The organism is Vibrio sp. R10-SF1-ISO8, from assembly GCF_059833805.1.
In genome coordinates, this window is the sequence record NZ_JCBDHL010000006.1 from 115,233 (window position 1) to 133,575 (window position 18,343).

An 18,343-nucleotide genomic window follows, 5' to 3' on the forward strand; every position below is an offset into this window, starting at 1 on the left:
TTATTAGTACAGGCGAACGCGACGAGCGTTTTCGCGAGCTAGCTTCTTAGCGTGACGCTTTTGAGCTGCTGCTTTAGCGCGTTTGCGAACTGTAGTTGGTTTTTCGTAGTGCTCACGACGACGCACTTCAGAAAGGATACCTGCTTTTTCGCAAGAGCGTTTGAAACGACGTAGAGCAACGTCGAACGGTTCGTTTTCACGTACTTTAACTACTGGCATATGCCTTTCACCTCAGGGGTTAATTCGTTAATGCTGACTTCACAGTACTTAGCTTAGCAGCTAGGTCTACAATCAGCTTGATCAAAAATGGTGCGGAATTTTAATCTGATCACACTGGCTTTGTAAAGTATTTTGTTGGGTAGAGTTTGCACAAAATTTGTTTGAGAAGCGAAGGCGCGGTAAGATTGCGCCAATTTTGAATACTAGACAGAGACATCCAAGGTAAACCATGCGCATTATTGGTATCGAAACCTCTTGTGATGAAACAGGAATTGCTATTTACGATGATGAGAAAGGACTGCTTTCGCATCAATTATATAGTCAGGTAAAACTGCACGCTGATTATGGTGGTGTAGTGCCAGAACTGGCTTCACGCGATCACGTTAAAAAGACGATTCCGTTAATTAAAGCGGCAATGGCGGAAGCGAATCTGACGCCAAAAGATATTGATGGCGTCGCTTATACCGCAGGTCCTGGTCTTGTGGGTGCCCTGTTGGTTGGTGCCACCATAGGCCGCAGTATCGCTTACGCTTGGGGTGTGCCTGCGGTGCCTGTCCATCATATGGAAGGGCATTTATTAGCACCAATGCTTGAAGACAATCCACCACCTTTCCCGTTTGTTGCGGTCTTGGTTTCTGGTGGTCACTCGATGATGGTTGAAGTGAAAGGTATTGGTGAATACAAGATCCTTGGCGAGTCTATTGATGATGCGGCTGGTGAAGCATTTGATAAAACTGCTAAGTTAATGGGCTTAGATTACCCGGGCGGCCCTTTGCTGTCTAAATTAGCGGAAAAAGGTACGCCTGGTCGCTTTAAGTTCCCACGTCCTATGACGGACCGACCTGGACTTGATATGAGTTTCTCAGGTCTAAAGACGTTTACTGCCAATACGATTGCCGCCAATGGTGATGATGAGCAGACCCGCGCGGATATCGCGTTGGCGTTTGAAGAAGCCGTATGTGCGACTCTAACGATCAAATGTAAGCGAGCGCTAGAGCAAACAGGTTTTAAGCGTATTGTGATTGCTGGGGGAGTGAGCGCCAACCGTCGTCTGCGCGCTGATCTTGAGCAGCTAGCAAAGAAAATTGGTGGCGAAGTTTACTACCCACGCACGGAATTCTGTACAGATAATGGGGCAATGATTGCGTATGCAGGTATGCAGCGACTAAAAAATGGTGAAGTGGCCGATCTTTCGGTTCAAGCGACACCACGTTGGCCTATCGATCAACTAGAACCAATTGCCGAATAAGAGCAGAGTCGCCCAGTAAGGCGACTTTTTTGTATCTAAGCTCCGAGCTGTTAACGATGTAAAAAGTGCTACGCTTTGGACTTTATAAAACAAATGGATAAATAGAGATGAATAAGTTTGCGATCGACGGGCGTGAAATGGCGTACCAAGATATTGGTCAAGGTCCAGTGATTGTTCTCGGCCACAGTTATCTTTGGGATAGCGAGATGTGGGCGCCACAAGTCGCTGCATTGAGCCAAGATTACCGCTGTATCGTTCCAGAGCTATGGGCGCATGGCCAATCAGACTTTGCACCAGAGTCGACGCGTTCTTTAACGGATTACGCTAAGCAGATAGTGGCATTGATGGATCATCTTGATATCGAATCCTTCTCAATTGTTGGTCTGTCGGTGGGTGGAATGTGGGGCACTGAAGTGGTTAGCCTAGTACCACAACGCGTTCAGTCGCTAGTATTGATGGATACTTTTGTTGGTCTTGAGCCTGAAGTTACCCATGCCAAATACTTCGGTATGCTTGATACCATCAGGCAGCTACAAGCAGTACCAGAACCATTGGTTGAAGCGGTAACGCCACTGTTTTTTGCCAATAACGCACAGCAAGATAACCCTGAATTGGTCAAGATATTCACTGAATCTTTGCGCAGCTTAAAAGGTGATAGAGCGGTTGAAGTCGCTCGTGTAGGGCGCATGGTATTTGGTCGTCGCGACCAAATTGAAGAGATCGAAAAATTCGCTCTACCCGTTTTGATTGCGGTAGGCCAAGAAGATAAACCTCGCCCAGTTCTAGAGTCATACCTGATGCACGATACAATTTCAGGTTCTGAACTCATTCAGATTCCGAAAGCGGGTCATATCTCTAACCTAGAGCAAGCGGATTTTGTTACCGAGATGCTTAAGAGCTTCTTAGAGCGCGTATATTCTTAATTAGACTAGAAAACCTCTATAAAGCCTCATAACTATGAGGCTTTATTCAACCCATCCTTCTTTTCACCCACTTTAGGTTCCGTTCCTTCAAATAGGCGCTTAATGTTTTGGTGATGACGGAAAATAATCAAGCAGCACAGCATGGCTACTGGCAGTGTGTATTGCGGTTTGACCATCCACGTATAGAACGGGGCAAGCAACACAGTGACAATCGCGGCCAAGGAAGAGTAGCGGAATAAAAACGCCACACTTAGCCAAGTTGCGATGATCATGCCCGTCAGATCTAATCCAATCGGAGCAATGGCGCCCAAGGCAGTCGCTACCCCTTTGCCGCCCTTAAAGTGAAAGAACAGCGGGTACATATGACCTAAGCAGGCCGCAATCGCGATAACGCCAAGAATGATCGGATCAATATCAAGGAAGTAACCGCCCCAGACAGGAATGGTGCCTTTCAACATGTCACATAGAAGAACTGCAACCGCTGCTTTCTTTCCGCCAATTCTTAATACGTTGGTCGCGCCAGGATTGTTTGAACCAACACCACGAGGATCTGGTAAACGCAGTACACGACAAATAAGCACAGCACTCGATATCGAGCCTAGCATATAGGCAAAGATGATCATGATCAGTGCTAGTGGGGTCATAGTAGAGTAACTCGTCCGAAACAGGTGTTAGCCAAGCAAGTAACTGATATCATATCGCGCCTGACGCTCTCAAACTACAAAATCAGTCTAGTTTGAGCTGCAAATAGTACGACTTTTTACTTAAATTGGGTATCCGACCTCTAAAGGAAGCAACAAATGGATAAAGTATTTATTGAGCAACTCGAAGTGATTACTACGATTGGAGTGTACGATTGGGAGCAAGAGATTAAGCAAAAATTGGTGCTTGATATCGAAATGGCTCACGATAACCGTCCTGCGGGTAAAAGCGATGATGTGGTTGATGCGCTTGATTATGCTCAGGTTAGCCAAGCGGTGCTGTCTCATATTGAAGGTGGTCGTTTCCTGTTAGTAGAGCGTGTTGCCGAAGAAGTCGCTGAACTGATTATGTCTCGCTTCAATGTACCTTGGATCAAGGTTCGTTTAACTAAGCCGGGAGCAGTCCCTCAGGCAGCAGGTGTGGGTGTGGTGATCGAAAGAGGCGCTGCATGATCACCACCTATATAGGTATTGGTTCGAACATTGACAGGCGAAAACATATCCAAGCTGCCATTACTGAGTTGGGCGCGCTCGGTTGCGATATTCGTCTATCGACGATTTATGAGTGCGAGTCTATTGGCTTTAAGAGTAATGCTTTTTACAACCTTGTCGTAGAAATGAAAACATCGTTAACTTTAACGGAATTTTCGCGACAGCTGCGTAAAATTGAGCTCAAATGGGGGCGAGCTGAGAACGCTGGCAAGTTTGAGCCTCGTACTGTCGATCTCGATATTATCTTGTTTGGTGATCAAACCTGTTCATCTAAGCCTGAGATACCGCGTGGTGATATTTTTAAATATGCCTTTGTACTTAAGCCACTGTTTGAGCTTTGTCCACAATTGGTGGTCCCTCAAGATGGACGGACGATTGAACAAATTTGGCAGCAGACCTCGTTTGATACTGATTTAGAAGCCATTCCCTTATGGTTTAACTAAGGTCACAAGACCTGAAGACGTTATGAGATTTTAATGAGTTATTTTGAAGCTTTTGTTCTTGCTTTGATTCAAGGACTAACCGAATTTTTGCCTATTTCTAGTTCTGCGCATTTGATTCTACCGTCGGCTGTTTTGGGTTGGGAAGACCAAGGGCTAGCGTTTGATGTCGCAGTGCACGTTGGTACTTTAGCTGCGGTGGTGATCTATTTCCGCAAAGAAGTGATCAGCTTACTCTCAGCATTCTTAGGCTCTATTTTTAAAGGCGAGCGAAGCAAAGAAGCTAAGTTAGCGTGGATGATTATCTTGGCGACCATTCCTGCCTGTGTGTTTGGCTTGCTGATGAAAGACATTATCGAGCTGTATTTACGTAGTGCTTGGGTTATTGCGACGACCACTATCGTCTTTGGTTTACTGCTTTGGTATGTCGATAAAAATTCTAAGTTGGGCGATGATGAGTATCAAGCAGATTGGAAGAAAGCGTTGTTTATTGGTATCGCTCAAGCAATGGCAATGATCCCTGGCACGTCTCGCTCTGGTGCTACTATCACTGCGGCTCTGTATCTTGGTTTTACCCGTGAAGCGGCGGCACGTTTTTCTTTTCTAATGTCGATTCCAATCATTTTGTTAGCGGGCGGTTATCTAGGTCTTAAGCTGGTGACGAGTGGAGAACCTATCCACTTAGGCTTTTTACTGACAGGGATTGTGACTTCATTTATTAGTGCTTACATCTGTATCCACTTCTTTTTGAAGCTTATTTCGCGCATGGGCATGACACCATTTGTTATCTACCGTTTGATTTTAGGTGTCGGCTTGTTCGCGTTTTTAATGATGAACTAAGTCTTTCAAACAGATACACAATCTTTACCTAGACCACATAGTCCAATCTCGCTTGAACCGCGACATTGTGATATATATGTGGTCTTTCTTTATCTCTCTTCTTTGATTGACGGTATGCGGATTTTTGCACTGACCCTAACCTTAGTTTTAGGCTGGCTACAATTTGAACTGTGGTTCGGCAAAAATGGTATTTCCGATTTTCAGGCCGTGAATGCTGAAACCCAAGTTCAGCACCAAGTTAATGGCAACTTAAAAACTCGCAATGATGAAATGTTTGCGGAGATTGATGATTTACGCCAAGGGCTTGATGCGATTGAAGAACGCGCTCGCCATGAGCTTGGTATGATCAAAGAAGGGGAAACTTTCTATCGTATCGTTGGAGAGGACAATTAAATGTCTTCGACCTCACAAATGTCTGTGGTAGCTGTTGTCCCCGCCGCTGGTGTGGGGAGTCGCATGAAAGCGGATCGTCCTAAGCAGTACCTCAAGATCCAAGGTCATACAGTATTAGAGCATACTGTTGAAAAACTTTTGCTCCATCCTATGGTCAATAAAGTGGTCGTCGCTATCACAGACAGTGACCCATACTATCCAGAGCTTTCTTTAGCAGATCACCCGAATGTCATTCGAGTATCAGGTGGTAAAGAACGGGCAGATTCCGTGTTATCCGCTTTGCAGTACATCGAGCAAAATCAACTCGCCGAATGGGCGTTAGTACATGATGCGGCGCGGCCATGTTTCGCACTAGAAGATGTCGATCGTTTGATGAGAGAAGCTGATAACAATCAGTTAGGTGCTATTCTCGCGGCGCCAGTGCGAGATACGATGAAACGAGCGGATAGTGAGCAAAATATTGATCATACTGTCGAAAGAGAAGCATTGTGGCATGCACTTACTCCACAACTGTTTAAAGCTCAGCCGCTAACAGAAGCATTGACGAAGGCGCTCGCTAGTGGTGTTGCTATCACAGATGAAGCGTCAGCAATGGAATGGTTAGGAGAAAAGCCCGCCTTAGTTCAGGGACGCGCTGACAATATAAAAATAACCCAACCAGAAGATTTAGCGTTAGCTGAGTTTTATCTAAATAGAAACAAAGGATAACTCATGATTCGAATTGGCCACGGCTTTGATGTGCATAAATTTGGTGGCGAAGGCCCTGTTATAATTGGTGGTGTTGACGTTCCTTATGAGCAAGGGCTGATTGCCCACTCGGACGGTGACGTCGCTCTGCACGCATTGTGTGACGCATTGCTAGGTGCAATCGCTGCCGGTGATATTGGTCGTCATTTCCCTGATACTGATGACAAGTGGAAAGGAGCCAATAGCCGAGATTTATTACGCGATGTTTACCGTCGAGTACGAGAACAAGGCTATATTCTTGGTAATGCTGACGTTACGATCATGGCGCAGGCACCTAAAATGGCGCCGCATATTGAGTCTATGTGTCAGGTGATTGCCCAAGATCTGGAAACAGATATCGGTAATGTGAACGTGAAAGCAACGACGACTGAGCGTTTGGGTTTCACTGGGCGCAAAGAAGGTATTGCAACTGCAGCGGTTGTGGTGCTGATTAAAGAATAAATAGATTACTGGTTGGCTTGAATTGTTTTGGCTGCCAAGTAACGGAAAAAACTATGTCTGATATTTTATCTCCATTGGCTTACTTAAATGGTAAGCCAGTAGCAAAGGGCAAACTAAAAGTTGAGCCTGAGCATTTTCAAGTCAACGAAAATTTAGGTTTTGACTTCACTGGTAGCGGCGAACACCTTATGGTGCGTATCCGTAAAACGGGTGAAAATACTAGCTTTGTCGCTAATGAATTGGCCAAAGCATGCGGTGTCAAATCTAAAGATGTTAGCTGGGCTGGTCTTAAGGATCGCCACGCAGTTACAGAGCAGTGGCTGAGTGTCCATTTGCCAAAAGGAGACACACCAGACTTTAGTGCTTTTCTCGCCCAATATCCGAGTATTGAAATACTGGCAACAAACAGACATAACAAAAAGTTGCGCCCGGGTGACTTGGTTGGCAATGAATTTACTCTGACCATCACAGAAGTGAGCAATGTTGAAGATGTAGTGTCACGTTTAGAGTCTGTGGCGAAAACAGGGGTGCCAAACTATTTTGGTAGCCAACGCTTTGGTAATCAAGGTAATAACCTTAACGAAGCTCGTCGTTGGGGGCGAGAAAACGTCCGCACTCGCAACCAGAACAAACGTAGCCTCTATTTGTCTGCTGCACGATCTTGGATCTTCAACACGATTCTATCAGAGCGCATTGAGAAAGACCTTTTCGCTCAGCCAGTGATGGGTGACATCGTTTTGCAAGGTGATGAGCGAGTGAGTATCACTCAGGACAATCTAGCCAGTGTGACGGAGCAATTGAGTTTTGGCCAAGCGCAAATTACTGCCGCAATGGCGGGCGACAATGCTTTACCGACTCTAGAACAAGCACTTGAGCTTGAGCAACCGCATTTGGATGCAGAGCCTGACTTAATGGCTTTGATTCGCGGTAATCGCATGCGTCATGAGCGACGTGAGATTTCACTAATGCCTCAAGACCTCACTTGGGAAGTTAATGGTGACCAAGTGACTTTGAAGTTCTCCTTAGATGCAGGCTGTTTTGCGACTGCCATTGTTCGAGAGCTAATTGAAGAGGTCGAAGTGGAGCGTCACTATCAATGAATGATAAGCCACTAAAAATCCTAATTAGTAACGATGATGGTGTTCATGCTGAAGGGATTCATGCCTTAGCCGATTCGTTAAGAGATATGGCAGAGGTGACGATCGTTGCGCCTGACCGTAACCGCTCTGGTGCTTCTAACTCATTGACGTTAGAGCAGCCCTTGCGCGTGACCGAAATTTCACCGAAAATTTTTTCAGTCCAAGGGACACCAACAGATTGTGTCCACTTTGCACTCAATGAGTTGATGAAAGATGATTTGCCAGATCTCGTGCTAGCAGGAGTGAACCACGGTGCAAACTTGGGTGATGATGTACTTTACTCGGGGACTGTCGCCGCAGCAATGGAAGGTCACTTTCTCGGTGTGCAAGCGATAGCATTCTCGCTGGTGGGCAAACACCATTTTGTAACCGCAGCGACCATTGCGCGCGAGTTAGTCTCTCAGCATGCAGCTAAACCTATTCCAACCAACAGGCTTCTCAATGTTAATATTCCGGATGTTGAGCTTTCTCAGTTAAAGGGAACTCAGGTAACTCGACTGGGTGCGCGCCATCACGCTGAAGCAATGATTAAGCAGAAAGATCCACGTGGTCATGATATTTATTGGTTAGGCCCCCCAGGGAAAGAACAGGATGCCGGAGAGGGGACGGATTTCTTCGCGATTGAACAAGGCTACGTATCAGTTACACCACTGCAAGTTGACCTGACTGCACATGAATCTCTGACAAGTATGGATCACTGGTTAAAGGAACAATAAGAATGGTAAACCCACATGCTGACAGATTAATCGACTTTCTTGTCGCGAGTGGCATTCAAGATCAGAAAGTACTCGATGCTATCTATCGTTTACCTAGAGAGCAGTTCGTCTCTCAAGCGATGATGCATCAAGCTTATGACAACAATGCATTGCCAATTGGGCAGGGGCAAACCATCTCTCAGCCATATATTGTCGCTAAGATGACCGAGATATTAGGTCTGACGAGGCAGAGTAAAGTCCTTGAAGTTGGCACAGGTTCTGGTTATCAGACTGCTGTGTTGGCCCAACTAGTTGAGCATGTGTTTTCAATTGAGCGGATTAAAGCGTTGCAATGGGAAGCAAAGCGTCGTCTAAAGCAGCTCGATATCTACAATGTTTCGACTAAGCATGGTGACGGATGGCAAGGGTGGGCTGCAAAAGCGCCATTTGATGCGATTATTGTTACCGCAGCAGCTGAATCAGTACCCGCGGCATTACTTGCTCAATTAGCAGAGGGCGGTGTTATGGTGATTCCTGTAGGTAACGAAGAGCAGCAGTTATTGAAGATTACCCGCAATGGTGATGAATATCTTTCCGAAGTGGTAGAGATGGTAAGGTTTGTTCCTTTAGTTGCAGGTGATCTGGCGTAAAGATGAAGCAGCAGTCTTATTTTCTTCTGGTGTTGGCCTTGTGCAGTGCATTGATAGGATGTGCGGCGCATACTCCTGCGCCAGTGACCGGACTGAAAAAAGACTACAGCTCAGTTTCAAGGGGAAGCTACAGAGGTAGCTTCTATGAAGTTGAAAAAGGCGATACGCTGTATTTTATAGCCTATGTCACAGACAAGGATGTAAAAGAAATCATTAGTTACAATGGGTTAAAAGCACCTTATACCATCTACCCAGGGCAAAAATTGAAGTTATGGCAGCCTGCTTATACCGCACCGGCGTACGGTGGCACTGGGGCGGGCGCTGTTGTCGCTGCTACAAGTACTCCATCTACCTCAAGCAATAAGTCAAGTTCGAGTAAAAACTCGAATCAAAAGGTTAGCTCAACTCAGGCTAAGAAAGATCACAAAACGGTGAAAAAAGATCCACCTAAGAAGGTTGATCAATCGAAATCAAAGGAGTATGTTGGTTCTACAGGTAAACAAAATGTTAACAAAACTGTTAGCAAACCAACTACCAACAACAATAAAATTTCCAAGTGGTTATGGCCAACAAAAGGGAGAGTAATCAAAAACTTTTCTGCTGGAGATCAAGGGAATAAAGGTATTGATATCGCAGGACAGCGAGGTCAATCCATCGTATCGACAGCAGGTGGCACCGTCGTTTATTCAGGCAATGCGCTACGTGGTTACGGTAATCTTGTGATTATAAAACATAACGACAATTACCTCAGTGCATATGCACATAATGATCGGTTGCTAGTACACGAAGGACAAAGTGTAAAAGCAGGCCAAAAGATTGCAACAATGGGCAGCTCAGGAACAAGCAGCGTTCGTTTGCACTTTGAAATTCGCTATCAAGGTAAGTCAGTAAATCCAAAACGCTACTTACCGTAAATTTACTGTTAGGTAAAATAGCGACATTAGACGTAGTAATGTCTTGCTAGCTCGCCAGGGGGAGGCGCTATGAGTATCAGCAATACAGCAACGAAAGTCGAAGAATTCGAAATCGGTCAAGAAACAACGGAAACGTTTCAAGCCGTAGAATCCGCAAAACCCGCACAAGAAACCAAAGAAGAGTTTGATGCATCGACCAAAAGTCTTGATGCTACCCAGCTTTACTTAGGTGAAATTGGTTTTTCTCCACTACTTACCGCTGAAGAAGAAGTTCTGTATGCGCGTCGTGCCTTGCGAGGTGATGAAGCTGCGCGTAAACGAATGATCGAAAGTAACCTTCGCTTAGTAGTGAAAATCTCACGTCGATACAGTAACCGTGGCCTAGCGCTTCTTGATCTTATTGAAGAAGGGAACCTAGGATTGATCCGTGCGGTTGAGAAGTTCGACCCAGAGCGTGGTTTCAGATTCTCTACCTACGCAACATGGTGGATTCGTCAAACTATTGAACGTGCATTAATGAATCAAACTCGCACGATTCGATTACCTATTCACGTCGTCAAAGAGCTTAATATTTACCTGCGTACTGCTCGTGAACTTTCACAGAAACTTGACCATGAGCCTACTGCAGAAGAGATAGCAACTCAACTAGACAAGCCAGTCGATGATGTGAGTAAAATGCTCCGCCTTAATGAACGTATCAGTTCTGTTGATACACCCATTGGTGGCGATGGTGAAAAGGCTCTGCTTGATATCATTCCAGATATTAATAACTCAGACCCTGAAGTTTCAACGCAAGATGACGACATCAAAAACTCTCTAATCCATTGGTTGGATGAGCTTAATCCAAAGCAAAAAGAAGTCTTAGCGCGTCGCTTTGGCCTTCTTGGCTATGAGCCATCGACTCTTGAAGAGGTCGGTCGCGAGATTAACCTTACTCGTGAACGTGTTCGTCAAATACAAGTAGAGGGCTTACGTCGCCTACGAGAGATATTGATCAAGCAGGGACTAAATATGGAAAACCTATTTAGTGTCACTGAAGATTAATCTTCAATCTGATAGCAAAAAGCCTTGGAATTCCAAGGCTTTTTTGATCGACCAGTCTAGAACTAGCTACTGAGTTTTGAGAACAGGAAATACTTTTACTAGCTTGATGCGGTTCTCTTCAAGCTCAACGATTTCCATCGGATGACCAGAGACTTGCACACTGAGGTGGCTTTCCGGGATATCTTCTAAGTGTTCGAGAATCAATCCGTTCAGCGTTCTTGGCCCGTCAGTAGGCAATGTCCACTTGAGCCCTTTGTTGATGTCTCGAATATTGGCACTGCCCTCAATGAGGAAGCTGCCATCACCTTGTGGGGTAATTTCATCAGACAAGCTCGGTGCAATAGAGGTGGTAAACTCTCCCACGATCTCTTCCAAAATATCTTCTAGAGTAATCAAGCCGATAATATCGCCGTACTCATCAACGATTAAACCAATGCGCTCTTTGTTGCGTTGGAACTTAAGTAGTTGCACGTTGAGCGGGGTACTTTCCGGAATGAAATAAACTTCATCAGCAGCACGGAGCAAGGTTTCCTTGGTAAACTCGTTCTTCTCGAGCATTAATCGGTATGACTCTCGTAAGCGCAGCATACCAACCACTTCATCAATCTGGTCGCGATATAAAACCACTCGTCCATGCGGGGAGTGAGTTAACTGACGTACGATAGATTTCCAGTCGTCATTGATATCAATACCGGTAATCTCATTACGTGGCACCATGATGTCGTTTACCGTCACATGCTCTAAATCGAGAATGGAGATCAACATATCTTGGTGGCGACGTGGAATCAGGCTCCCCGCTTCATTGACGACAGTACGCAATTCTTCAGAGCTTAAGTGATCGTCACCACCATGATCGGCTTTGATTCCAAGAAGGCGGATGAAACCGTTGGTGATAAAGTTAACCAAGATAACCAGCGGAGAAAGAACCTTCATCAAGATAGTCAGTACAACGCTGCTCGCGTATGACACTCTCTCAGGATAGAGGGCTGCAAGGGTTTTTGGGGTGACTTCGGCGAAGACCAGAATGACTAAGGTGAGCGTACCAGTTGCAATGGCGACACCTAAGTTACCAAACAATCGCATACCCAGAATGGTGGCAATTGCAGAAGCAAGAATATTGACGAGGTTGTTGCCGATGAGGATCAAACCTATCAAACGATCGGGGCGATCGAGTAGTTTTTCAACACGTTTAGCACCTTTGTGACCTGTGTTGGCTAGGTGCTTTAGGCGGTATCGGTTCAGAGACATCATCCCTGTTTCTGAGCCTGAAAAATATCCTGAAATAACAATAAGACACGCGAGTAGCGCAAATAAGATACCCGTTGATATGTCGTCCAAAGCTTATCTTTTCCTTGTTATGTTTGGTTAATTTATGACCTAATTTCTGGGTTAAGTCAATTTCAAAAAGAGAACTGAATATTGTAAAAGAAAGGTGCATTCGATGCACCTTTGTTGATACTAGTTAGCTAGCGAAGAATGATTTCTCGTACAAATCGGCTGCCAAAATAAGCTAGGGTCAGTAAAGTGGCACCTGCCACGGCAAACCAAGTCACTTTCCTGCCGCGCCAGCCTTTCTGGTAGTGTCCCCAAAGCAGTACTGAATAGACAACCCACGCAATAAACGAAAGGATGCCTTTATGCGCTTTCCCTTGAGCAAACATATCTTGGACAAAGATAAAGCCAGTCAGTAGTGTCCCTGTCAGTAGTAGATTACCAATTAAGATGATATTGAATAGCTGACGTTCAACCATTAATAGTGGTGGTAAGTTGGGGTTTATCGCCAAGGCTTTCTTGGTTTTGAGTTTATGGTCAAGCCATGCCAACTGTAATGCGTACAAAGCGCCAATGGTCAAAGTCGAGTATGAGAACAGTGCCAAGGAAATATGGATCAGCAGCTTAGGGTCTTGTTCTAGATGAGTAATAAAAGTGCTTGGCAAAAATGCAGCCGCAACAAGATTCATTGCGGAAAAGCTGTACACCACAGGCAGTAAGAACCAGAGGCGAGTTTTTAACATCGCGCCACTCATGACTAAAGAGATAATAAAGCCGATTAATGAGGCGACATTCAGAATACTGAGGTTTTGCCCGGAGCTGCCTAAAATAAGATCGCTTAGCAACCACGCATGAAAAGTCAGCGCTAGAATGGCACTAACGAAGACTGTTTTTACGCGGATCCCTGTTTGATGTACAAGTCCCGGAACGATGGTTGCAATCGCTAATAGATAAAGTATGGCTGCAACAACGGCGATTAGGTTATCCATTATTCTCTAGAGCTGGTGAATTTTTAACAAATTATACCTTGCATCAACGGCTTGAGCTATGACTTATCTCGCTCATTTGCGTGACTTGAGATATCAAAAGTTATCTAGGCAGTGTCAAGCATGGGTTGGCTAAGGTATACTCATAGTAATTTTTCGCCAATATTGACGGGCGAGCCTCCTTGCACACCGTCTGGGTAAAGAGACTAAGATGTTTGAGAATTTAACGGATCGCTTATCCAAAACGCTGAAAAACATCAGCGGTAAAGGTCGTCTGACCGAAGACAATATTAAAGAGACGTTGCGTGAAGTGCGTATGGCGCTTCTTGAAGCTGACGTTGCTCTTCCGGTTGTACGTGAATTTATTAAGCGTATTAAAGAGAGCGCCGTTGGGGTAGAGGTTTCGAAATCTCTAACACCAGGCCAAGAGTTCATTAAGATCGTTCAAGCTGAGCTTGAAGCGGTGATGGGTGAGTCCAACGAAGCGCTTAACCTAGCGGCTCAGCCACCTGCTGTTGTATTAATGGCTGGTCTGCAGGGTGCAGGTAAAACGACTTCTGTTGGTAAGCTTTCAAAGTTATTAAAAGAGCGCGATAAGAAGAAAGTGCTGGTTGTATCTGCCGACGTTTACCGTCCTGCGGCGATCAAACAGCTAGAAACACTGGCTTCAGATGTTGGTGTTGATTTCTTCCCATCTTCAGCTGATCAAAAGCCGATTGATATCGCTAATGCCGCTATCGACCATGCGAAGAAGAAATTCTACGATGTACTTCTTGTCGATACGGCGGGTCGTTTAGCTGTTGATGAGCAGATGATGGCTGAGATTCAAGAGCTGCATACTGCGATTAACCCTGTTGAGACTCTGTTTGTTGTCGATGCGATGACAGGTCAAGATGCGGCGAACACGGCCAAAGCTTTCGGTGATACGCTGCCTCTAACGGGTGTGGTTCTGACCAAAGTAGATGGTGATGCACGTGGTGGTGCAGCGCTGTCGGTTCGCCATATCACTGGTAAACCAATCAAATTCCTCGGTGTTGGTGAGAAAACCGACGCACTAGAACCGTTCCACCCGGATCGTGTCGCATCTCGTATTCTTGGTATGGGTGACGTCCTGTCGCTTATCGAAGATCTGCAACGTAATGTTGACCAAGATAAAGCAGAGAAGCTGGCTAAGAAGTTTAAAGAGAAGAAAGGCTTTGACCTTGAAGACTTCCGTGAACAGCTTGGTCAGATGCAAAACATGGGCGGCATGATGGGGATGATGGACAAGCTACCAGGCATGAGCAATTTACCGGACAACGTGAAAGACAAAGTTGACGATAAGATGTTCAAGCAGATGGAAGCGATCATCAACTCGATGACGATGAAAGAGCGTCAGCGTCCTGAGCTCATTAAAGGCTCACGTAAGAAACGTATTGCCGCAGGTTCTGGTACCCAAGTACAAGACGTTAATCGCCTGCTTAAACAGTTCACTCAGATGCAGAAGATGATGAAGAAAATGCAGAAAGGTGGCATGAAAGGCATGATGCGCAACATGCAAGGCATGATGGGTGGTATGGGCGGAATGGGAGGCGGTGGCTTCAATCCATTTGGACGCTAATTTCACCCAGCAACAAAAAATTCAAGGTGTTAGCTAAGTCACAAACTTAAATCTCATTTTATGGTGGTGAAAAAGTAGCTAAATACCTTGCATTGCTCCGGAATAAGAGTAAAATTCCGGAGCTTTATTTTGGCACGAGCCCCAAACTGTTTAGCGATAAATGGTTTCTGGGGTTAATTTTATTTTTGAGAAAGCAAAGAGGACGACATGGTAACCATTCGTTTGGCACGTCACGGCGCTAAGAAGCGTCCATTTTATCAAATCGTAGTAGCGGACAGCCGCAATGCAGCAACTGGCCGTTTCATCGAGAAAGTTGGTTTCTTTAACCCAACTGCTCAAGGTCAAGAAGAAGGTCTACGTCTAGACCTAGATCGCGTTAACCACTGGGTTGGTCAAGGCGCATCTGTATCTGACCGCGTAGCTAAGCTAGTTAAAGACGCTCAAAAAGCGGCTTAATTCTTATTTTAAGAAGTAGAAATTAGCTTATGTCGATGAAAGGTAAAGAAACAATGAGCGATGACAAGATTGTTGTAGGCAAGTTTGGTGCTACTTATGGCATTCGCGGTTGGCTCAAGGTTTTTTCCTACACAGACAATACTGAAAGCATATTTGATTACGCACCTTGGTTTATTAAGCAAGGTGAAAAGTGGGTCGAGTACAAAGTAGAAAGCTGGAAGCGCCATAACAAAGGTTTGGTGGTAAAGCTGGAAGGTCTTGATGTGCGTGAAGAAGCGCAGCTCATGACTAACTTTGAAATCTCAATTGACCCTGCGGTATTACCAGAATTGCCATCAGACGAGTTCTATTGGCGTGATTTGATTGGTATGCAGGTAGTAACCGACAAAGGTTACGATCTAGGTGTCGTTTCCGACATGCTAGAAACTGGCTCCAACGATGTTCTCGTAATTAAAGCAAATCTAAAAGATGCTTTCGGACAAAAGGAACGATTAATTCCGTTCCTTGAAGAGCAAGTGATCAAAAACATTGATCGTGAAGCTCAACGGATCGAAGTTGACTGGGATCCTGGATTCTAAACTCCAAATTACCAGAGCGAGATAAACATGTGGGTTGGCGTAATTAGCCTATTTCCTGAAATGTTCCGTTCTGTTACTGATTTTGGAGTAACAGGTCAAGCGGTTAAAAAAGGTCTTTTGTCGATTGAGACTTGGAATCCTCGTGATTTCACGCACGACAAACATCGCACTGTTGATGATAGACCTTACGGTGGCGGCCCTGGCATGCTTATGATGGTTCAGCCTTTGCGCGATGCTATCCACGCAGCCAAACAAGCGTCACCAGGTAAGACGAAAGTCATCTACCTTTCTCCTCAAGGTCGAAAACTTGACCAACAAGGGGTAGAGGAACTGGCAACAAACGAGAACTTGCTTCTTATCTGTGGCCGTTACGAAGGGGTAGATGAGCGTATCATTCAATCTGAAGTTGACGAAGAATGGTCAATTGGGGATTTTGTGATGACGGGTGGTGAAATACCAGCCATGACGTTGATTGACTCGGTGTCTCGGTTTGTTCCGGGTGTACTAGGAGATTTCGCGTCAGCAGAAGAAGACTCTTTTGCTAATGGCTTGCTAGATTGCCCTCACTATACGCGCCCTGAGGTGTTAGACGATAAAGAAGTACCTGCGGTACTCAAGTCTGGTAACCATAAGGACATTCGTCGCTGGCGACTAAAACAGTCGTTAGGCCGTACTTGGCTAAGAAGACCAGAGCTCCTGGAAAACCTAGCTCTGACTGACGAACAGGAACAATTACTGGCCGAGTTCATTAAAGAGACCCGAGCTAAGTAACCTATTAAATTTAGTATCAGTTTATTCTAGGAATATTGAAAATGAGTAACATCATCAAGGCTCTTGAAGAAGAGCAAATGAAAAAAGACCTACCTAACTTCGCACCTGGTGACACAGTTGTTGTTCAAGTTAAGGTAAAAGAAGGTGACCGTGAGCGTCTACAGGCTTTCGAAGGCGTTGTAATCGCAATCCGTAACCGTGGTCTACACTCTGCATTCACTGTACGTAAGATTTCTAACGGTGAAGGCGTAGAGCGTACGTTCCAAACTCACTCTCCAATGGTTGATAGCATCGAAGTTAAACGCCGTGGTGCAGTACGTCGTGCCAAGTTGTACTACCTACGTGAGCGTTCTGGTAAGTCTGCTCGTATTAAAGAGAAACTTGCTAAGAAGTAATGCTATAACTAGCGTTCTCATATTAAACGGAGCCCATGTGGCTCCGTTTTTTTGTTTGGAACGGACTTCGCCCTGCGAGATTCGAGAACGGACTTCGTCCTATGGAGCGCTTCGCTTTTGGAAAGCGGGATCGGGCTTCGCCCTTCTCGAAGCGCATGTTGAGTGTTGACAGAACTTACCCCTAAAGAGAGACAATCAACCAGCTCTCCAGCTCTCCAGCTCTCCAGCTCTCCAGCTCTCCAGCTCTCCAGCTCTCCAGCTCTCCAGCTCTCCAAAAACAAAAAAGCCGATGCTCTAATCACATCAGCTTCTCTTTACTCTCACATCTCAAAGCGTAGCGCTCTCGCTTCTCGAATCTATTAATACTGATCTTCCGACCAGCCGTCAGCATCAGACATATCCGGTGCGCCGGGGATCGTGTTCTCTTCGTCAGCCCATTCGCCGAAATCAATCATCTGACACTGCTTACTGCAAAACGGGCGGAAAGGGCTCTGCTCGCCCCATGTAACATCTTGGCCGCATTGAGGGCATGGAACGATGGTAATCTTAGACATGGTGTTTCTCTGAACTTAAACAAAGGTGAGGGCTTAGTATAGCTTGAATACGGAATCTATTGTTAGCGACTTAGCTACACACAGCGAGTTTGAACTCAACGTTAGCTACCGATGCTTGACCCGATTCAAACTCAATGAATTTTATCGCGAAGCGGTTCTTATGCCCTGAAATCATAGGGTAGACGCCAAAGTGCATCGGGATTTCTAAGCGAAGAATGTTAGCTTCATCAGCGTCACTTTGATAGAAACCTGAATTGGCTTGAATTGCTCGGAAGTGACCCGTTTCACGTGTGAGTTTAAGCCAAAGCTTGAGGGCTTCAGCGAGTGGTCTTAGGGTTGAAAGCCACTGAGATGCATCGGCTTTTTTATTTTCAAGTGGTAGGTGTAGCCAGTGATGAAGTGCTGGTAGGTCAAAGCAGCATGAACCGCCTGGGAGATTGAAACGTTGCCTAATCGCGCTTAGGAAGCGGTCTTCCTTAAGACTTTGTCCGAAACGTTCAGCACCCATTAGATCACTGTGTACCGCGTCGACTTCATTTAAGATATTCTGCAGCATATCTTGATCAACTCCCTCGACATTGAGCCAAGAGCGGTACGTTAATCTTTGCTTTTCGATATCTTTGGCTAGCTCGCTCTTGAGCTGAATTTGCTCGAAGATTTCAAGCAGATCAAACAAGGAGCGATAGAAAATTAGATGCTGCATATCATCACTAAACTGAGCTGCTACATCTAGTTGATTCAGCAAGGCTTCAACTCGGAGGTAAATTCGAGTTTTCTCGTTCAGTGGATGTTCAAAATAATGCGTGGTCATCAATATGCGGCTCTGTATTCTTCAACCTTTATT

The 18,343-nt window shown here is 45.3% G+C and carries 24 protein-coding genes; 18 read left to right on the plus strand and 6 right to left on the minus strand.

What is annotated here, in order from left to right; genetic code table 11:
• Positions 1-3 precede the first annotated feature (3 nt).
• Entirely contained in the window at positions 4-219 is a 216-nt protein-coding gene (gene rpsU, locus AC6R00_RS02455) for a 30S ribosomal protein S21 (protein WP_001145625.1), read from the minus strand.
• A 229-nt stretch (positions 220-448) separates the two neighbouring features.
• On the opposite strand from rpsU, the gene tsaD reads away from it, so the two are divergent.
• Both tsaD and AC6R00_RS02465 read left to right on the plus strand, forming a co-directional pair.
• Positions 449-1,468, plus strand: coding sequence for a tRNA (adenosine(37)-N6)-threonylcarbamoyltransferase complex transferase subunit TsaD (gene tsaD, locus AC6R00_RS02460; RefSeq protein ID WP_004742576.1), 1,020 nt, complete (start codon positions 449-451; stop codon positions 1,466-1,468).
• Between the two features lie 107 nt (positions 1,469-1,575).
• Entirely contained in the window at positions 1,576-2,391 is an 816-nt protein-coding gene (locus tag AC6R00_RS02465; RefSeq protein WP_500639221.1) for an alpha/beta fold hydrolase, read from the plus strand.
• A 32-nt stretch (positions 2,392-2,423) separates the two neighbouring features.
• Here the strand turns inward: AC6R00_RS02465 and plsY are convergent, their stop codons facing one another.
• Positions 2,424-3,035 carry a glycerol-3-phosphate 1-O-acyltransferase PlsY gene (gene plsY, locus AC6R00_RS02470; RefSeq protein WP_500639222.1) on the minus strand — a complete coding sequence of 204 codons (612 nt, stop codon included), beginning with the start codon at positions 3,033-3,035 and terminating at the stop codon, positions 2,424-2,426.
• A 156-nt stretch (positions 3,036-3,191) separates the two neighbouring features.
• Here plsY and folB point away from each other — a divergent pair, with 156 nt between their 5' ends.
• The 11 genes from folB to rpoS all read left to right on the plus strand — a co-directional run bounded on the left by folB (position 3,192) and on the right by rpoS (position 10,887).
• Positions 3,192-3,545, plus strand: a complete 354-nt coding sequence (gene folB, locus AC6R00_RS02475) for a bifunctional dihydroneopterin aldolase/7,8-dihydroneopterin epimerase (RefSeq protein WP_500639223.1) — start codon at positions 3,192-3,194, stop codon at positions 3,543-3,545.
• Positions 3,542-4,027 carry a 2-amino-4-hydroxy-6-hydroxymethyldihydropteridine diphosphokinase gene (gene folK, locus AC6R00_RS02480; RefSeq protein ID WP_500639224.1) on the plus strand — a complete coding sequence of 162 codons (486 nt, stop codon included), beginning with the start codon at positions 3,542-3,544 and terminating at the stop codon, positions 4,025-4,027. The genes folB and folK overlap by 4 nt, the downstream gene beginning before the upstream one ends.
• 33 nt (positions 4,028-4,060) lie before the next feature.
• Positions 4,061-4,864 carry an undecaprenyl-diphosphate phosphatase gene (locus tag AC6R00_RS02485; protein WP_500639225.1) on the plus strand — a complete coding sequence of 268 codons (804 nt, stop codon included), beginning with the start codon at positions 4,061-4,063 and terminating at the stop codon, positions 4,862-4,864.
• Positions 4,865-4,978: 114 nt separating this feature from the next.
• Complete coding sequence (gene ftsB, locus AC6R00_RS02490; protein ID WP_004742582.1) at positions 4,979-5,257, plus strand: cell division protein FtsB; 279 nt, start codon at positions 4,979-4,981, stop codon at positions 5,255-5,257.
• A complete protein-coding gene (gene ispD / locus AC6R00_RS02495; RefSeq protein ID WP_500639226.1) occupies positions 5,258-5,965 on the plus strand; it encodes a 2-C-methyl-D-erythritol 4-phosphate cytidylyltransferase in 708 nt (235 codons plus the stop codon).
• Positions 5,966-5,968: 3 nt separating this feature from the next.
• Complete coding sequence (gene ispF, locus AC6R00_RS02500; protein ID WP_004742584.1) at positions 5,969-6,445, plus strand: 2-C-methyl-D-erythritol 2,4-cyclodiphosphate synthase; 477 nt, start codon at positions 5,969-5,971, stop codon at positions 6,443-6,445.
• 53 nt (positions 6,446-6,498) lie between these two features.
• Positions 6,499-7,545 carry a tRNA pseudouridine(13) synthase TruD gene (truD, locus tag AC6R00_RS02505; RefSeq protein WP_500639227.1) on the plus strand — a complete coding sequence of 349 codons (1,047 nt, stop codon included), beginning with the start codon at positions 6,499-6,501 and terminating at the stop codon, positions 7,543-7,545.
• The gene (gene surE / locus AC6R00_RS02510; RefSeq protein WP_367938015.1) at positions 7,542-8,300 is read left to right on the plus strand and encodes a 5'/3'-nucleotidase SurE; all 759 of its coding nucleotides are present in this window, start codon (positions 7,542-7,544) and stop codon (positions 8,298-8,300) included. Before truD ends, surE begins: the two co-directional genes overlap by 4 nt.
• A gap of 2 nt (positions 8,301-8,302) precedes the next feature.
• Complete coding sequence (locus tag AC6R00_RS02515) at positions 8,303-8,929, plus strand: protein-L-isoaspartate(D-aspartate) O-methyltransferase (RefSeq protein ID WP_239850750.1); 627 nt, start codon at positions 8,303-8,305, stop codon at positions 8,927-8,929.
• A gap of 2 nt (positions 8,930-8,931) precedes the next feature.
• On the plus strand, positions 8,932-9,843 hold the full coding sequence (gene nlpD, locus AC6R00_RS02520) for a murein hydrolase activator NlpD (RefSeq protein ID WP_367938014.1): 912 nt from the start codon (positions 8,932-8,934) through the stop codon (positions 9,841-9,843).
• 69 nt (positions 9,844-9,912) lie between these two features.
• On the plus strand, positions 9,913-10,887 hold the full coding sequence (gene rpoS / locus AC6R00_RS02525) for an RNA polymerase sigma factor RpoS (RefSeq protein ID WP_004742589.1): 975 nt from the start codon (positions 9,913-9,915) through the stop codon (positions 10,885-10,887).
• Positions 10,888-10,953: 66 nt separating this feature from the next.
• Here the strand turns inward: rpoS and AC6R00_RS02530 are convergent, their stop codons facing one another.
• Both AC6R00_RS02530 and AC6R00_RS02535 read right to left on the minus strand, forming a co-directional pair.
• Complete coding sequence (locus AC6R00_RS02530; RefSeq protein WP_239850746.1) at positions 10,954-12,225, minus strand: HlyC/CorC family transporter; 1,272 nt, start codon at positions 12,223-12,225, stop codon at positions 10,954-10,956.
• A gap of 128 nt (positions 12,226-12,353) precedes the next feature.
• The gene (locus tag AC6R00_RS02535; protein WP_239850743.1) at positions 12,354-13,148 is read right to left on the minus strand and encodes a cytochrome C assembly family protein; all 795 of its coding nucleotides are present in this window, start codon (positions 13,146-13,148) and stop codon (positions 12,354-12,356) included.
• Between the two features lie 208 nt (positions 13,149-13,356).
• Between AC6R00_RS02535 and ffh the strand changes: the two genes are divergently transcribed.
• From ffh to rplS, 5 genes are all read left to right on the plus strand, one after another.
• A complete protein-coding gene (gene ffh / locus AC6R00_RS02540) occupies positions 13,357-14,745 on the plus strand; it encodes a signal recognition particle protein (RefSeq protein WP_004742592.1) in 1,389 nt (462 codons plus the stop codon).
• 207 nt (positions 14,746-14,952) lie between these two features.
• Positions 14,953-15,201, plus strand: a complete 249-nt coding sequence (rpsP, locus tag AC6R00_RS02545) for a 30S ribosomal protein S16 (protein ID WP_004742593.1) — start codon at positions 14,953-14,955, stop codon at positions 15,199-15,201.
• A gap of 29 nt (positions 15,202-15,230) precedes the next feature.
• Positions 15,231-15,779 (plus strand): ribosome maturation factor RimM, encoded by a 549-nt coding sequence (rimM, locus tag AC6R00_RS02550; protein ID WP_004742594.1) that lies wholly within the window; start codon positions 15,231-15,233, stop codon positions 15,777-15,779.
• A gap of 27 nt (positions 15,780-15,806) precedes the next feature.
• Positions 15,807-16,550, plus strand: coding sequence for a tRNA (guanosine(37)-N1)-methyltransferase TrmD (trmD, locus tag AC6R00_RS02555; protein WP_004742595.1), 744 nt, complete (start codon positions 15,807-15,809; stop codon positions 16,548-16,550).
• 41 nt (positions 16,551-16,591) lie between these two features.
• The gene (gene rplS, locus AC6R00_RS02560) at positions 16,592-16,945 is read left to right on the plus strand and encodes a 50S ribosomal protein L19 (protein ID WP_004742596.1); all 354 of its coding nucleotides are present in this window, start codon (positions 16,592-16,594) and stop codon (positions 16,943-16,945) included.
• Positions 16,946-17,304: 359 nt separating this feature from the next.
• Here the strand turns inward: rplS and yacG are convergent, their stop codons facing one another.
• Both yacG and zapD read right to left on the minus strand, forming a co-directional pair.
• Positions 17,305-17,499 carry a DNA gyrase inhibitor YacG gene (gene yacG / locus AC6R00_RS02565; RefSeq protein ID WP_171324696.1) on the minus strand — a complete coding sequence of 65 codons (195 nt, stop codon included), beginning with the start codon at positions 17,497-17,499 and terminating at the stop codon, positions 17,305-17,307.
• Positions 17,500-17,569: 70 nt separating this feature from the next.
• A complete protein-coding gene (gene zapD, locus AC6R00_RS02570; protein WP_004742598.1) occupies positions 17,570-18,310 on the minus strand; it encodes a cell division protein ZapD in 741 nt (246 codons plus the stop codon).
• Positions 18,311-18,343: the final 33 nt, after the last annotated feature.

Coding starts and splice junctions, on each gene's coding strand:
- AC6R00_RS02535 (WP_239850743.1), bottom strand. CDS start 13,148: ATGGATAACCTAATCGCCGTTGTTGCAGCCATACTTTATCTATTAGCG.
- AC6R00_RS02485 (WP_500639225.1), top strand. CDS start 4,061: ATGAGTTATTTTGAAGCTTTTGTTCTTGCTTTGATTCAAGGACTAACC.
- nlpD (WP_367938014.1), top strand. CDS start 8,932: ATGAAGCAGCAGTCTTATTTTCTTCTGGTGTTGGCCTTGTGCAGTGCA.
- yacG (WP_171324696.1), bottom strand. CDS start 17,499: ATGTCTAAGATTACCATCGTTCCATGCCCTCAATGCGGCCAAGATGTT.
- rimM (WP_004742594.1), top strand. CDS start 15,231: ATGTCGATGAAAGGTAAAGAAACAATGAGCGATGACAAGATTGTTGTA.
- ispF (WP_004742584.1), top strand. CDS start 5,969: ATGATTCGAATTGGCCACGGCTTTGATGTGCATAAATTTGGTGGCGAA.
- plsY (WP_500639222.1), bottom strand. CDS start 3,035: ATGACCCCACTAGCACTGATCATGATCATCTTTGCCTATATGCTAGGC.
- AC6R00_RS02515 (WP_239850750.1), top strand. CDS start 8,303: ATGGTAAACCCACATGCTGACAGATTAATCGACTTTCTTGTCGCGAGT.
- surE (WP_367938015.1), top strand. CDS start 7,542: ATGAATGATAAGCCACTAAAAATCCTAATTAGTAACGATGATGGTGTT.
- ispD (WP_500639226.1), top strand. CDS start 5,258: ATGTCTTCGACCTCACAAATGTCTGTGGTAGCTGTTGTCCCCGCCGCT.
- rpoS (WP_004742589.1), top strand. CDS start 9,913: ATGAGTATCAGCAATACAGCAACGAAAGTCGAAGAATTCGAAATCGGT.
- ftsB (WP_004742582.1), top strand. CDS start 4,979: ATGCGGATTTTTGCACTGACCCTAACCTTAGTTTTAGGCTGGCTACAA.
- rpsP (WP_004742593.1), top strand. CDS start 14,953: ATGGTAACCATTCGTTTGGCACGTCACGGCGCTAAGAAGCGTCCATTT.
- tsaD (WP_004742576.1), top strand. CDS start 449: ATGCGCATTATTGGTATCGAAACCTCTTGTGATGAAACAGGAATTGCT.
- rplS (WP_004742596.1), top strand. CDS start 16,592: ATGAGTAACATCATCAAGGCTCTTGAAGAAGAGCAAATGAAAAAAGAC.
- truD (WP_500639227.1), top strand. CDS start 6,499: ATGTCTGATATTTTATCTCCATTGGCTTACTTAAATGGTAAGCCAGTA.
- folB (WP_500639223.1), top strand. CDS start 3,192: ATGGATAAAGTATTTATTGAGCAACTCGAAGTGATTACTACGATTGGA.
- trmD (WP_004742595.1), top strand. CDS start 15,807: ATGTGGGTTGGCGTAATTAGCCTATTTCCTGAAATGTTCCGTTCTGTT.
- zapD (WP_004742598.1), bottom strand. CDS start 18,310: ATGACCACGCATTATTTTGAACATCCACTGAACGAGAAAACTCGAATT.
- AC6R00_RS02465 (WP_500639221.1), top strand. CDS start 1,576: ATGAATAAGTTTGCGATCGACGGGCGTGAAATGGCGTACCAAGATATT.
- folK (WP_500639224.1), top strand. CDS start 3,542: ATGATCACCACCTATATAGGTATTGGTTCGAACATTGACAGGCGAAAA.
- rpsU (WP_001145625.1), bottom strand. CDS start 219: ATGCCAGTAGTTAAAGTACGTGAAAACGAACCGTTCGACGTTGCTCTA.
- ffh (WP_004742592.1), top strand. CDS start 13,357: ATGTTTGAGAATTTAACGGATCGCTTATCCAAAACGCTGAAAAACATC.